13 protein-coding genes and 2 pseudogenes are annotated in these 14043 nt (G+C 41.6%); all 15 read right to left on the bottom strand.

The window, feature by feature from the left end; genetic code table 11:
• Nucleotides 1–125 precede the first annotated feature (125 nt).
• Nucleotides 126–242, bottom strand: a pseudogene (locus FGG79_RS22175) (ArsR family transcriptional regulator); the annotation flags it as partial.
• Between the two features lie 227 nt (nt 243–469).
• Nucleotides 470–1312 (bottom strand): annotated as a pseudogene (locus tag FGG79_RS15205) (tyrosine-type recombinase/integrase).
• Between the two features lie 160 nt (nt 1313–1472).
• Nucleotides 1473–1694: a hypothetical protein gene (locus tag FGG79_RS15200; protein ID WP_138779760.1), complete on the bottom strand. Its 222-nt coding sequence runs from the start codon at nt 1692–1694 to the stop codon at nt 1473–1475.
• Nucleotides 1695–1823: 129 nt separating this feature from the next.
• Nucleotides 1824–2222: a hypothetical protein gene (locus tag FGG79_RS15195; protein ID WP_481747282.1), complete on the bottom strand. Its 399-nt coding sequence runs from the start codon at nt 2220–2222 to the stop codon at nt 1824–1826.
• A 121-nt stretch (nt 2223–2343) separates the two neighbouring features.
• The gene (locus tag FGG79_RS15190; RefSeq protein WP_138779756.1) at nt 2344–2727 is read right to left on the bottom strand and encodes a hypothetical protein; all 384 of its coding nucleotides are present in this window, start codon (nt 2725–2727) and stop codon (nt 2344–2346) included.
• Between the two features lie 150 nt (nt 2728–2877).
• Nucleotides 2878–3345, bottom strand: a complete 468-nt coding sequence (locus FGG79_RS15185; protein ID WP_138779754.1) for a DUF4306 domain-containing protein — start codon at nt 3343–3345, stop codon at nt 2878–2880.
• 260 nt (nt 3346–3605) lie between these two features.
• Nucleotides 3606–4481 (bottom strand): zf-HC2 domain-containing protein, encoded by an 876-nt coding sequence (locus FGG79_RS15180; RefSeq protein WP_138779752.1) that lies wholly within the window; start codon nt 4479–4481, stop codon nt 3606–3608.
• Nucleotides 4471–4959 carry an RNA polymerase sigma factor gene (locus FGG79_RS15175; RefSeq protein WP_138779750.1) on the bottom strand — a complete coding sequence of 163 codons (489 nt, stop codon included), beginning with the start codon at nt 4957–4959 and terminating at the stop codon, nt 4471–4473. The genes FGG79_RS15180 and FGG79_RS15175 overlap by 11 nt, the downstream gene beginning before the upstream one ends.
• Nucleotides 4960–5383: 424 nt before the next feature.
• The gene (locus FGG79_RS15170) at nt 5384–6340 is read right to left on the bottom strand and encodes a PDR/VanB family oxidoreductase (protein WP_240794302.1); all 957 of its coding nucleotides are present in this window, start codon (nt 6338–6340) and stop codon (nt 5384–5386) included.
• Nucleotides 6341–6343: 3 nt separating this feature from the next.
• Nucleotides 6344–6814, bottom strand: a complete 471-nt coding sequence (locus FGG79_RS15165) for a dimethylamine monooxygenase subunit DmmA family protein (protein WP_138779748.1) — start codon at nt 6812–6814, stop codon at nt 6344–6346.
• Nucleotides 6811–7749, bottom strand: coding sequence for a heme-dependent oxidative N-demethylase family protein (locus tag FGG79_RS15160; RefSeq protein WP_138779747.1), 939 nt, complete (start codon nt 7747–7749; stop codon nt 6811–6813). Before FGG79_RS15160 ends, FGG79_RS15165 begins: the two co-directional genes overlap by 4 nt.
• 75 nt (nt 7750–7824) lie before the next feature.
• Complete coding sequence (gene shc / locus FGG79_RS15155; protein ID WP_138779745.1) at nt 7825–9693, bottom strand: squalene--hopene cyclase; 1869 nt, start codon at nt 9691–9693, stop codon at nt 7825–7827.
• 111 nt (nt 9694–9804) lie between these two features.
• Complete coding sequence (locus FGG79_RS15150) at nt 9805–10518, bottom strand: DUF2161 domain-containing phosphodiesterase (protein WP_138779743.1); 714 nt, start codon at nt 10516–10518, stop codon at nt 9805–9807.
• 256 nt (nt 10519–10774) lie between these two features.
• Complete coding sequence (nagE, locus tag FGG79_RS15145; RefSeq protein ID WP_138779741.1) at nt 10775–12223, bottom strand: N-acetylglucosamine-specific PTS transporter subunit IIBC; 1449 nt, start codon at nt 12221–12223, stop codon at nt 10775–10777.
• Nucleotides 12224–12543: 320 nt separating this feature from the next.
• Nucleotides 12544–14031, bottom strand: coding sequence for a glutamate synthase subunit beta (locus tag FGG79_RS15140; protein WP_138779739.1), 1488 nt, complete (start codon nt 14029–14031; stop codon nt 12544–12546).
• Between the last annotated feature and the right edge of the window lie 12 nt (nt 14032–14043).

Below are 14043 nucleotides of genomic sequence, written 5' to 3'. Positions count from 1 at the left end.
TGCTTCAGAGGCTTTGCCTTTTTAACACAGTACTGCCTGCCAATATGGTAGGCAGATGTATCATAAACAAGCAAAAAGTGTTCATAATTATTTAGCAAAAACTGTTCATTTGTACTTGACGGTTACACTTCCATTGCAGTAAGTTCCTGATGTTTTAAAAGGTGAATAATTTTAATGCGAGTAGCACTTGAAATCAGTTTTTGTTGCTCCATTGATATGGAAATTGATGATTCTTTATTCATAAAAAGCCCTCCTAATTCTAATATTATAAATTATTCTATTTTTTTAGAACATCTCCTTCTTTTTTATAGTTTTTTTTTGAAATATTTATGCAAATGAAAATATCAATGGAGATAGAGCAATCCTATGTATCAGAAGTTCCTCAAACATTTAATAAAATTTGCCTTAATTAAATTGCCTGATACAAAATAAAGAGCCTCAAACCCTCTGAGGGTCGAAGCTCTGAATTTCAAAAATATTTACAATAGAAGTCCTGGCGCAGCTTTCCACTGAGTTGAGCATAGATCTTTGTCTTCTCACTTTTCTCATGTCCCAAAAGGCTTTGGATCACTTCCAGAGGTGCACCGTTATTAATTAGATGAGTAGCATAGCTATGTCTCAATTGATGCGGGTGTATGCTCTTCTTTATACCTGCTCGCTTAGAAATCCGTTTTATAATGTATCGAATCATATCAATACTCATCCGGTGTTTGGGTTTTCTCTCTGTTATGAACAGGCAATCCTCCTGATCGTCCCGTTCATCCAAGTACCGTTTCAACAAAAGGGAGCAGCGAGTGTTAAAGTATACTTCCCTTTCTTTGTCACCTTTTCCATGAACAATAACAGAGTTAGCTTAGAAGTTTATGTCCTCCCGGTTAAGTTTTACAATTTCTCCTATCCGGCAACCTGTCGAATAAAAGAATTCAAACAAGGCATTTTCCAGGGAGCTCTCGCAAGCTTCCCTTAAGTGTTCGATTTCAAGATCTGTAAGGAACTTTGGGATTCTTTTCCCTATCTTTGGTTCCTTTAACTTTGCAGCTGGGTTGTATGGAAGATGTCCCTCATCATGTATCCACTTAAATAGGGATCGGATGCATCGGACACGATGCCCCAGGCTCGCCGGTTTTAAATGGTCTCCTGAATTGATTAGGTAGCTCTTCAATTCATCCGTTGTGAAATCCTTAATGCTGATATCACCAAAGTGTTTTAACAAAAGAGTGTATTGAAAACAATAAGCTTTCAATGTTAGCGGAGAATACCCTTCAATCTTTTTATCTAACTGATACTTTTCCCGGGCTTCGGACAGTCTCATTACGATATCATCTCCTACAAAGCTGCCAACCAAGTAAACTTTGGTTCTAGTATGCCCTTTCGGAAGATGGTTTATACAAAGCTATTAAATAAGTGCTCCTTTTTCTTGGAACACCTTAATGGCCACTGATCTTACATTAGCGTCCCTTTAATTGAATAGGCTATTTTCTTTTTTCTTCTAAATATTCTCTATATGCTTTTTGAGCTTTATCCTCCTTAGGTGATATACTTGAAATTCTTGTATGTATATCATTTAGTAAATACAATCCTCTAAATATACAACCCACTACTATGCCAAAAGCAACAATACCCCCAAGTGGTCCTGTCATCCATAAGAGAAAGCCTAAAATGGAACTTAATATAATTGATATAAGTAAATACATATAAGTCCTCCCTTGCATACTTTACTTTTAAAAAACGATTACCTTAATAAAGGTTACTACCCTTTACTGGAACAATAGGAGCGGCTGCTTGTTCAGCAAACGCCCCCGATTGTTGAACAAGATATTGTTTCACCCTTCGACGATTGCAAGGTATTTTTTAATCTTTCCTTCAGATTCAACAATTAAAATATCTCCTCTTTCTTTGGTGGAAAAAATCTTTGTACCAACAGGGAGTTTATTCGACATCTCATTTTTAAAATCTGTATTAGTATCATTTTTTGCTTGTATTTCACCAATTTGAACATCTTTTGTTAAAGATAACTCTTCTACCCAATCAATATTAGTTTTGTAGATAACTCCATCATACTGAAAAATATCAGCATCAGAATCCAATGTTAAAACTTCTGCAGCATCAATATTTTCACGTGACACTGTTGTAGTTCCCCCTTGAATATTGCATCCTGTAATCATTAATAAAGCTAATGCTATCAAACCATAGAGTAACTTATTAAATTTCAATCCACTCACCTCTTATATATATATACATAAAGTTCATATTCAACGATCCTGCCCGTTACTCGAACAAATGGCGGCTGCTTGTTCAGCAAACGCCCTCTTTACTTGAAGATGGCAGATGCTTTAAGTAGGGTTAATTTAAAGGAATTATCTCCTCAAAATTTTCTCCATTTTCACCTTCCCATTCCACTCGTAAAGTAACCTCATCTGCAAAGGCTTCAATATCATCCTCTGAACTAAGAAGCGTTCCTCCCCCTTGTGGGATTTTGATGGCTTTACCTCTTGAGAAACCAGAACCTTTACCATCGGGATGAGAAATATAATAATTGACCTCTTTTGGAGTAGAGTGAGGTTTGTATTTTAAATTCCCACCTATATGGTACATATCTCGGTCAGCTGAGAAGACTACTTCTAGATTGGCTTTCCAAGAGGCTGACTCTCCTCGTAGTATATGATTTTCATCTCTTTCCCCACCATAACAACCTGTCATAAATAATATAAAAAGTATGAATAGCATAACTAATAATTTTCTAATATTACCACTCCTTTAAGTTAAAACTTAGATGTTGGTCTTCAATTAAACTGCTCCGTTACTTGAACAAGGTGCGGCTGCTTTTTCAGCAAACGCCCACTAAAATCGAAGATTGATAATAAACGAAATGTCTACTTAATCTACTTTCTGTAAAAGACACACCTTCGGTCGAATATAATAGAGAAGGGTCGCAATCACACAAAGAGCACTACAAGATAAAAAGGCATATGATAAAACTAGAGCTCCTTCAGTAGTTGAGGAGTTCAGTTGCCAGCCTAAAACCAATAAACCTGCTGCTATTGTTGATAGAAAAGTTGTAAAAACTTTTTTCTTTCTTTTAAAAGTAAAGTACCCAACTGTAATAATTAAATAAATACAGCTTAACGCCATTACAACTGGGAAGGTCGGTTTAAACTTTATAGCATAAACAAAGAAATCAAGTGATGAAATATCTTCAGCTTTTAGCACCAAACCAGAAAAAGGCGTTGAATATTTCCATTCATAGGTTTTATCTAAAATTTCGGCACCTTCATACCAAGTTGCTAAGGTCGAAAACATTAAGAAAACTATGCCAATCCCTAATTGAATTACGAACCGATACACTTCAAAACCTCCATTCAGATTTTTCTTTCATAGTTAGACGTTTTTCAAATATATAAGGTTTCATCTTATTCAATTAACCTGCCCTTTAACTTAATACCAATTATTTCAAATTCTAACTTCATACTCAAGAAAAATATTCATAATAAAAGAGCTTACCTGATGCTGGATAAGCCCCGAAAGTTAAGTTTATGTTCGAATGTTAGTTCTTTTTCTAGATTTAAGCCCTTAATGCTTTTAGCTCATACTAACTTGAAAAAATATTATCCCATTACATCTTTCAGATGGTTATTTTGTCTCTTTAAAAACAACCAAACTACAAAAAGAATACTAAAAATAATAAACATTAGTATAGGTGCCTGAAAAAAGCTCCAAGTGCTTGGTCCGTAATAGGTTAATTGGTGATGTCTCTCAATATTTTTTTCATAAGAACTCTTATATTCGTATTGAATACCCCATTGTTTATTCGCCATCATTACGGTTCCTAAGTCATAACCACTAGGAATAATTGTCTCTCTCTTCCCCAAAACACCCTCGTCTCCAATGACAATCGCGGCTTTACTGTACTCAATAGGATAGATCGTTGTAGGTTCCTGTTTTACAGAAGGATTTTCCTGTAACCGATCTTTTAAATTTGCTGCTGGAAAAACAGCTAACAAATTCAGTTTTTCATTATACTTTTTAAAAATGGTAAGAAGTTGTTTTTCTTCTTTTTCAGTCACTTCTGTTGAGGATCCAAGAATTTGAAATACATCATCCATAATAGCTTCTTTTTCTTGGTCTACAATTTCTATATTAGTTACTTCTTCTTTATGTTCACTAAACTTTTTATTTGATTGAATTAGAAAAACGAGTCCAATCAGCAAGGAGAAAAGTGTAGCTATAAGTAAATAATTCGTCAGTTTCTTTTGAGCATTGAAGAACCTGGATACTTTATGAAATGGTCTCTTCACTTCCACTTTATATACTTCATCCATGTTATTAGATAAATCAACATTATTTTTCATACTTTCTAATACTTCTCTACATTTTTCACACGAATTCATATGTTCCTCAATAAAATGAATACTATCTTGGCTGCACAAATGATCGATGTAAGAAGGGAGTAAATCTCTTACTATATTGCATTTATTGTCCATTGTTATCCCTACCCCTTTCCCTTAATTTCATTTTAGCCCTATAAAAAGTAACTCTCGCCCAGTTTTCATTTTTCAGTTGAATTTCTCCTATCTCTTTGAAACTAAGACCGCCTAAGATCCTCAAAAACAACACCTCTTTATATGGTTCTTCAAGGAAGTGAATAGTTCGATAAAGGGCAATTTTGTCTTCAGAATAAATAAATTCAGCTTCAGGAGAAGTATGTAATGCGTCATCTTGAAACTTATGTCTTTGTTGTTTCTTATTTTGTTCAAGGTGCTTATAATAAGAGTGCTTCGCTATTTGACAAAGCCAGACTGACATTTTACATTCACCATTATATCTATCAATGGATTTTACAGCTTGATAGAAGGTTTCTTGTGTTAGTTCTTCTGATAAATCTGCGTTGTGACAAAGACACATTAGGTATTTGAATACTTCTTCAGCATAATTGCTATATATTTCATCAAGTTCTCCCAAGCCTTTTCCTCCTTTCGTCTATATATCCGATTCAAGTCAATTTCGTTACAAAAAACTACTATTTTTTTATTAGCATTAGAAAACCGCCGAACAAATGGCGGCGATTAGTATATAAATATATAATTTTAAAAGTAATCTTACTTTAAACTAGTTCTGGCTGTAGAGTCCGTCCTTTCACAACCTTGTCTAATTTTAGCATAAACATCCAATATTTTATTAGAAGACTTATTCCATTAAATGGCCCTTTACTCGAACAAAAAAAATCCCCTGTTGCCACTTATACAACAGGATTATATACCAATCCATATTTCAATTCATCAGATCTTTTCAATGAATAAATTCTCTATAAGAAGACTTTACCCCTCCATTCATCCCCCACCGAAAATTCAACAAATCAACGAAATATGTACTGCTTCTCCTATCCTTACAGATCAATTTTAATTCTCTCTGTCTTCGCCCGAGACACACAGGTGAGAATCGATCGATGCTCGCTGCGCTCTTTTTCACTTAAGAAAGAATCTCCATGATCGACCTCTCCCTCAAAGACATTTAGCTCACAGGTCCCACACCGACCAACCCTGCAGGAATAGGGGGCTTTGATTCCTGCCTTTAGAAGTGCGTCCAACAACGTCTCTTCTTCTGAAACAGAAACGGCAGGACCACTGCTTAGGTCCGCTTTAAAGTGTTTACGTGCTAACGTTTTAGGAGGTGTGAATCGTTCGTAATGAATCGTTGACTGAGGGTACCCGATTGTTAGAGCGCTATTCGTAAAATCTTCGATAAAGGAAGGTGGTCCGCAGAAGTATACATGTGTACCGACCCGGTGCTCCCACAGACTTGAATCGGTTAGTCTCTTTTCTTCTGAAAAATAGAAATGGGTTTCTTCAGAATGCGTTTCCACTAGATAAGAGTAAAACGGGCAAGTCTCTTTGGATTTCGCGGCATAGTGGAGTTCAAAGGGAAGTCCGTCCCTCTTCAGCTCTGCCATCATGGATAGGAATGGGGTAATGCCGATACCCGCAGCATAGAATACATGATTCTTCGCTTTAAAACTTAGTGGGAAATGATTTCGTGGATGGCTGATTCGTAGCGTATCTCCCTCTTTCATCTTCTCATGCCAAAATCGGGAACCACCCTGGGAAAAATCATGTAACCGGATGGCGATTTGATAGGAATCCCTTTGACCAGGGGGATTCGTTAAGGAGTAAGACCTGGCAATTGTTTGGTGTCCGTTCTCAATGTAGGTCGTAATATGGGACCCACCGCTAAACCGGGGCAGAGGTTCGTTCCGGTTTTCAGGAACGAGTGTAAACCGCTTGACGTTCGCTGTTTCCTGCTGGATCATTTGAACCATCACTGAAATGGTTTTATCTTGATTCAATAATCAATCACTCCCCGCTTCCCAGGTTGTCATATAGCCGAGATAGGACTCCTTCAATGGAGAAAAATGATCAGATACCGATAACATTAAGTAACAATTTGAGCAGCGCGTTGGTTTTTTAATCCCCTTTCTACTCATTTTGGTAGTCTGATGACATCGGCAACAAAACACATGAATCATTTCCACACCATGACCAATATATTGAGCTTCCTCGTCAGAAAACCCGCAGTTCTCAGCTATTTTTTTGATGGCTGAGAGCTTGTTCCACTCTATTGCTATGTAAAGATAACATCCCATTTTTTGACCCTGAAGCCAAAGAGCGATATCTGTTTCTTCCTTTTCACCAATAAATATCGCTTCAAAGGAGACATTTTCATTCATTGCTTTTTTGATCAGTGGAGCAAGGATCTGCTGGCCCGGATGATCACCGCAGAATAAATACTTTCGTTTATTCGGAACATACGCTGGATTCAAATCCTCACCTGCTTTTTTCTTAAATACTCCATGACCTCATCTTTAAAGAGAGCGATCCCTTTGTAATCAGCTATCTCAGTAGGCAGCTCCTGTAGAATCCGATGAAATTGTTCCGTCCATTCCGGATTTTCTGTGAACTCTTCCAATGAAAGAAGATGTGTATGAATCGTGAATAATAGCCCATTAGAACCCGGTAACCGGAACAACTTCTGCACCTCCACCCTCATATGAACGAACTCTCCTACATTCTCTTTGGTTACTTCTTTTCTATCTTTTCCCCACTCATCGAAAGTTTCAAGGGAAGTGTCCAATCGATTCCCTGCCATTAGCGACCAATTCCGCCGAACCCAGGGATCACCTGCTTCCATTCTCATTAAAAAGGTTAGAATCCGTTGATCCAATCCTTTGTCTTTAAAACCAGGAATCGGATGATGAATCTCCTTGAATCTCATTCCTGTATTAAAGGCAAGTGACCAATTGGCAGGAAAACACAACTGCCCTGCATCCAAAAATAAATCATCATCCCGCTGCATCATGAAGATCAAATCCTCTTGTACATGTCGGCCGATAAAATCCAGTGGCTCCGAGGGTAGAGTCGTTTCAACCCCGAGGGCGAAGGTGGTTTTTTCTTTTAGAATATGATTGTGAAGCGTCCATTCCTTCCCGGTTTTAACGATAGAAAAATGCTCGGGGTAATTCGAAGTAAGGTGTAAAACGATGAGCTCTAAGACTTCCCATTGAGCTTTCAGGGTATGAGGTTGAGATTGATAGCATCTCTCCGGGTGATGTGTGAGCAGTTTCCGTTTGAGTAGAATCTCTTCTTGATACGTCGAGGTAATTTCCACACTGCGGGGCACCTCCAAAGGAACCGAATTATTGGAATATCGATACACATCCCCCTTAAAAGGATAAGGAAACGAATCTACCATTCCCATACAACCACCTCTTTTTTTGAAAATTCTTACTTTTATTTTACCGTATAGAGAGACGGACCTCAAGAGGTCCGTCCCTTACCCATATTTCTCCTGGTAGAGACTTAGTGTCATTAATGGCCATATCCATTGATAGCTATGATAATGAACATAGAAATTTCCCGGGAGGCCGATTCCTGTTGGGTACGTGTTCGAAGGGTCTTCCCCTCCCCTGTTCATTAATTCTAGGAGTGCCGTGATGCCAAGGTCAATCGCCGGTGTGGGTTTGTCGTCGATACGGATAAGGGCTTCAAGTGCCCATGCGGTTTGTGACCGGGTGCTGAAGGAAAGTGGAACATACTTCTTCTCTTGATCACTATAGCAGGATTCACCCCATCCTCCGTCTTTCCGTTGAATACTCTCTAACCAGGATTTTGCCTTTTGGAGATGCCTGTCAGATGGCTGGACACCAACTGCTGTCATCCCCGTCATGGCTGCCCAGGCTCCATAGATGTAGCAGACACCCCAGCGTCCGTACCAGGATCCATCTTCTTTTTGCATCAGTTTCAGCCATTGAATCGCCCGCTTCACCTGAGGATGATCCTTTGTCAAGCCCGCTTTCTTCCCCAGGAAATCCAAGGCCCTTCCTGTTAAATCAGGTGTGGATGGATCAATCGCCGCCGCTTCTGCCCCGTCCAATGGAAAAGAGGTGAGGATCCCCTTCGTTTTATTGGTTTCAAAAGCCGGCCATCCCCCATCACTGTTTTGCATGCCGAGGACCCATTCGATTCCACGATCCCATGATGGACGGACAAGTGGTTGTTGTGCTGCTGAATAAGTAATCGCCCTGAGTGCGGCAGTTGTATCGTCTACATCAGGGTGAATACTATTACTATTAGAAAATCCCCATCCCCCGGGTTTCACCGCACTATCAATCGCCCAGTCCCCGTATTTGAAATGCTGTTTCTTCAGGAGATACTTCACTGATTTTCGAATGGAACTGTCCCCTGCATCTACTCCTCCTTCCTGGAGCGTATTACTGATCAGGGCTGTATCCCACACGGTTGAAGGAGAATTTTGGATATGAATCCCTTTCTTTGTTTCACAGGCCATCTCTTTTATTCCACTCACAGCTTTTACAATGATTGGATCATTTTTTTCATACCCCATCGCCATTAGGGCATAGATCATATAAAAAGTTGTGCTGAAGTAACTAAGGTAGGTTCCGTCTGATTCAATCCTCTTGAGCATATACTGAAGGGCAAACTGCTGTGCCTGCTGATGGAGGTTGAACGGTATGCTCGCCAAAGACTGTATGCCCTCATTGATTTTTGAAAATAACTTCCACTCCCGTTCATTGTATCGCACATGATCAGGAGCACGGGATAAATGCTGCACGAGTGGCGTACCGCTTGTTTTTAATGAAAAGCGTTGATCTTTCAACAATAGAAGTGGTGCAATATGTCCTCGTCCATAGCTGCTGAAATCCCAGAAGTTTAATGGAAATGACTTCGGAATCATCACCAATTCAATCGGGATCGGTAGTAGATGCTTCCACTCATATTGACCATGAATGGCAAGCATGAATTTCGTCATGGAATGGGCCATGTGGAACCCACCCTTTTTCTCGATGAACTGTTTGGCTTTTTTGAGCCTCTTGTCGTCCTCACCCACCATTCCACTGAAGCGGAGGGCAAAATAGGCCTCAATAGTGGAAGAGAGATTCCCTTCCTTTTCATCTTCAAATAGCTTCCACGTTCCTTCCCTTGTCTGCAATTTCCAAATACGATCCACCAGTCGTACCACGAGTTCATCATCCCCCGTTTCCAGTGAACGGAGTAAGATGATCATATAGGCATCGGTCATCACACTATTTTCAAAGCAATAGGACCAGTTTCCTTCTGCATGCTGTGCGTGCTTAAGGTCACTCACCATTTTATGAACCGTATCTTCAATCTTCTTTTTCATTAATAGATCCTCCCGATTTCTTCTCTGCTGATATGTATATGTGAGAAGTGGGGTGACTAGTAGTAAGATACAAAGAAGAGCCCGTCTTCAGTGACTGAAGACGGGCTCTTCCTAGTTTTCTTCTAGTTTGTTTACGTAGTAGCTTACGAGTTCAGGATACTTTTCAAGCTCCTTCTTCCCATGTTCCGTTACCTCATATACGCCCCTTTTCACCCTCTCAAACCAGCGGTAGTAGTTTTTCTGGAGGATGGAAGGGGTTTTCTCACCCGTTCCAAGCTTTGCTAAGTTCCTTGGAGACATGGGCCCGTTTCTTTCCAGGTAACAGGCGATTTGAATGCAGTTTTCCTTGTAGGCTGTCATGATTTTCGTTTTATTGCTCCCGCCTACATTGTAATCCGCACTCCGCCCTTCGATCTCTTTAATGAGAGAAGTGCGCTTTCGCTTACTGTTCTTCATACTCTTTTTTCGGTCAAAGGCTTCTGGATGAATGACAAAATCAAGCTTTGGCGTTTTCGTTGTAAACGACACGGTAATCAATCCAAGCTCTAGCCTCCGGACCAAATGGCATACATCATTCCATCGCTTCGATCGGGGGCGCTTCGGTTTCGGGATCGCGATGTACACAAGGTCCGTCAGACGCTGCCGCTTTGTTGCTTGGATCAGGAGCTCCACATTCAAGGAAAGTTTCAACTCCACAATAACAAGCTCATCTTCTTTCATTGCAGTCATATCACAGTCATTTACTTCACCATTCACCTGGTAGCCCTGCTTATGAAAATGTTTCTGGATCGGTTGGTAAAGATCCGCCTCTTTTAGCTTCTTCATAGGTAAAAAACCTTTCCGGGGTAAATTTCTATAAGATAAAGTATAGACTATCGGAAAGATTTTTGCAGTTTGGGAGATAAATTGACCCCAACTCTTAGAGTGGAGCTGGGGTGGAGTATGGTGGAATTCGGTTATCTGCCGTTTTGGAAATTTATCAGCCATTTAGACTTTTATCTGCCATATTCCTGATAAACCTGCCATCCTCCAAAATACGACAAATTTCGCTACGTAGTAGATCCCGGAAATATTTTCTCTCTTATCTCCGAAACTTATCAATCTCATCGGCCACAAACTGCACCGTCGTCCCGACAATCACTTGAATGCTATTTTCCCCTACCACATGAATGCCTGGTACCCCCGTCGCTTTGATCCGTTCCTGATCCACGGCATCCATGTCTTTCACTTCCACTCTCAATCGTGTTATGCAGTTATCAACGCTCGTGACATTGTCGTCTCCCCCGAGCCCTTCATAAATTTCTGATGCCATAGCAGCAAATTTTTCAACTGAAGGAATTGCTGGGCTACTCTCTCCTACCACTTCTTCATTTTCCTCTTCCCGTCCAGGGGTCATCAAATTGAATTTCGCAATCATGAAACGGAATAGGAAATAATAGAGTAGAGCAAATACGACACCTTGAATGAGAAGCATGTACGGGAGATTTGCGAGTGGCAGCCTTGAGCTCAAAATAAAGTCAACGAACCCTGCGCTGAACCCAAATCCTGCCGTCCAATGGAAGAAGGAAGCAATCGCCAGGGATAATCCTGTTAACACCGCATGTGCTACATAAAGAGCAGGTGCAACGAACATGAAGGCAAATTCAAGTGGCTCCGTCACTCCTGTGAAAAAGGAAGCAAAACCAGCCGCCAGCATAAGGGAAGCCACCTGTTTTTTCTTACTTGGTTTCGCTGCATGGTAGATCGCAAGCCCGGCTGCAGGAAGTCCAAACATCATCACCGGGAAAAAGCCGGCCTGATACATGCCCGTCACACCTTTTTCCCCGTTCCCCGACCAGAAGTTTCCGATATCATTAATTCCGGCTACGTCGAACCAGAAGACGGAATTCAAGGCATGATGCAATCCAGTAGGAATCAATAATCGATTGAAGAATCCATATAAGCCTGCACCGGTAAAGCTTAGACCACTGATTTCTTTCCCAAATGACACAAGTGCTGTGTAAATGAACGGCCACACAAATAGCATCACTCCTGAGACAACCAGCATGGCAACGGCCGACATGATCGGCACCAACCGTTTTCCACTGAAAAACGCCAAGGCATCTGGAAGCTTCACATGACTGAAACGATTATACATGCTTGCTGCAACGAGCCCTGACAGAATCCCCACAAACTGGTTTCCGATTTTATCAAACGCCGGATTTACCGTAGAAGCATCCACTCCTTGAAGCAGTGCCACCGAATCCGGAGAAAGAAGTGTCGTTATCACCAGATACGCCACTAACCCACTCAGAGCGGCGGAACCATCTTTCGCTTTCGCCATCCCGAGGGCTACCCCGACGGCAAACAGAATCGCCATATTATCGATAATCGAGGCCCCTGCCTTGATTAAAAAAGCAGCAATCGGGCTATCCGCACCCCATCCCGTCGGATCGATCCAGTAACCAATCCCCATCAAAATCGCCGCAGCCGGCAAAACAGCAACCGGAAGCATCAACGAACGACCGATGCGTTGTAAATAGTTCATCATTTTGATTTCCCCCTAACAGTCTTCAAGTTTAGTAAACTAGCAAATAATATATGATTCGTTGTCAATCCCCTCATGGACAAAGCCCATACAGTAGACCATATTCCCGTTCTAGTTCGATTAGAAGTGAAAAACAAACCCTTCCCTCCCCATTTTCAGCTCTGAGGGACGGACCTCAAATAAACTAGAATAAATGGCGTGGTTAAAGGGATGGATGGTGTCTGAGTGGCGGTAAGCGAGGTCCGTCCCTATGTGTAGTTCCTATGTATAAACGAAGAAAAACCCCCGTCAGGCTTAAAGCCCGACGGAGGTCCGTCCCTCTATTAAGGCAATTCAGTTGTGCCCATGAGGTAGCGGTCGCATTCGCGGGCTGCTTCACGGCCTTCGTTGATTGCCCAGACGATAAGGCTTTGGCCTCGGCGCATGTCTCCGGCAGCGAAGATACCATCGACGTTGGTCAGGTATTTTCCGTACTCTGCTTTCACGGTTGAGTTGCTGTTAGTCTCGACTTCAAGCTCTTTGATCAGGTCTTGTTCCGGACCGCTGAAGCCGATTGCGAGAAAGACAAGATCTGCTGGCCATACTTGCTCAGTGCCAGGGATTTCATCACGAATTTTGTTCCCATCTTCGTCATAACGTAACTTTACATTAATCGTGTGGACTTCTTTAATGTGACCATGTTCATCACCGACAAATTTCTTCGTCATCACAGCGTATGCACGTGGATCATCCCCAAGTACTTCAGCTGCTTCTTTTTGACCATATTCCACCCGGTGAATGACCGGGTATTGAGGCCAGGGATTGCCAACTTCATCCCGCATGCTCCCTTTTTTATCATAAATATCGAATTGAGTCAGACTTTTACAGTTATGTCTCACAGAAGTGGCCAGGCAATCTGTACCCGTATCCCCGCCACCGATGACGATGACATTTTTCCCTTCTGCAGAGATATAATTCCCATCTTCCAAATTGGAATCCAATAGACTTTTTGTATTGGAGTGAAGGAATTCCATTGCGTAATGAACGCCTTTCAACTCGCGTCCATCCACTTGGATGTCCCGGTGAACGGCAGCTCCTCCGCACAGGATAACAGCATCAAAGTTTTCACGGAGATTTTCAATCGTATAGTCCTTACCGACTTCCGTGTTTGTTACAAATTCAATGCCTTCTTGTTTTAAAATATCAACGCGGCGTTCGACGATAGAAAAGGGGAGTTTCATTTCCGGTATCCCGTACGTTAAAAGTCCGCCTACCCGGTCATTCTTTTCGAACACCGTCACAAGGTGTCCAGCTTTATTCAGTTGGGCAGCGGAAGCCAACCCTGCCGGACCTGATCCAACGACCGCCACTCGTTTGCCGGTGCGATGTTCAGGAGGTTCAGGAACGACCCACCCCTCTTCAAATCCCCTTTCAATAATTGAACGTTCCACTGTTCTGATCGCAACAGGTGGCTCATTAATTCCGAGTACGCATGCCCCTTCACATGGTGCCGGACAAGCGAAGCCTGTGAACTCCGGGAAGTTGTTCATCTGATGCTCCCGCTTCAGTGCTTCTTTCCATTGTCCCTGGTAAACCAAATCGTTCCATTCCGGTATTAAGTGATAAACAGGACAACCGGTTGTCGCACCGTTGATTTCCATTCCAGACTGACAAGTGGGAACGCCGCAGTCCATGCAGCGTGCCCCTTGTTTCATGACTTCTTTTTCCGAAAGAGGAGATGTATAATCGTTCCAGTCCTTCGTTCGTTCTTCAGGATGTCGTTCAGACATCGTTTGCCTACTATATTCCATGAATCCAGTTGCTTTTCCCATCGTATCCCCCTC

Origin of the sequence: Bacillus sp. BHET2, assembly GCF_005938125.1 — a bacterium.
Taxonomy (GTDB): Bacteria; Bacillota; Bacilli; order Bacillales; family Bacillaceae_B; genus Rossellomorea.
The sequence above is the reverse complement of the archived record's forward strand: the minus strand, read 5'-3'. Positions and strand labels throughout refer to the sequence as shown.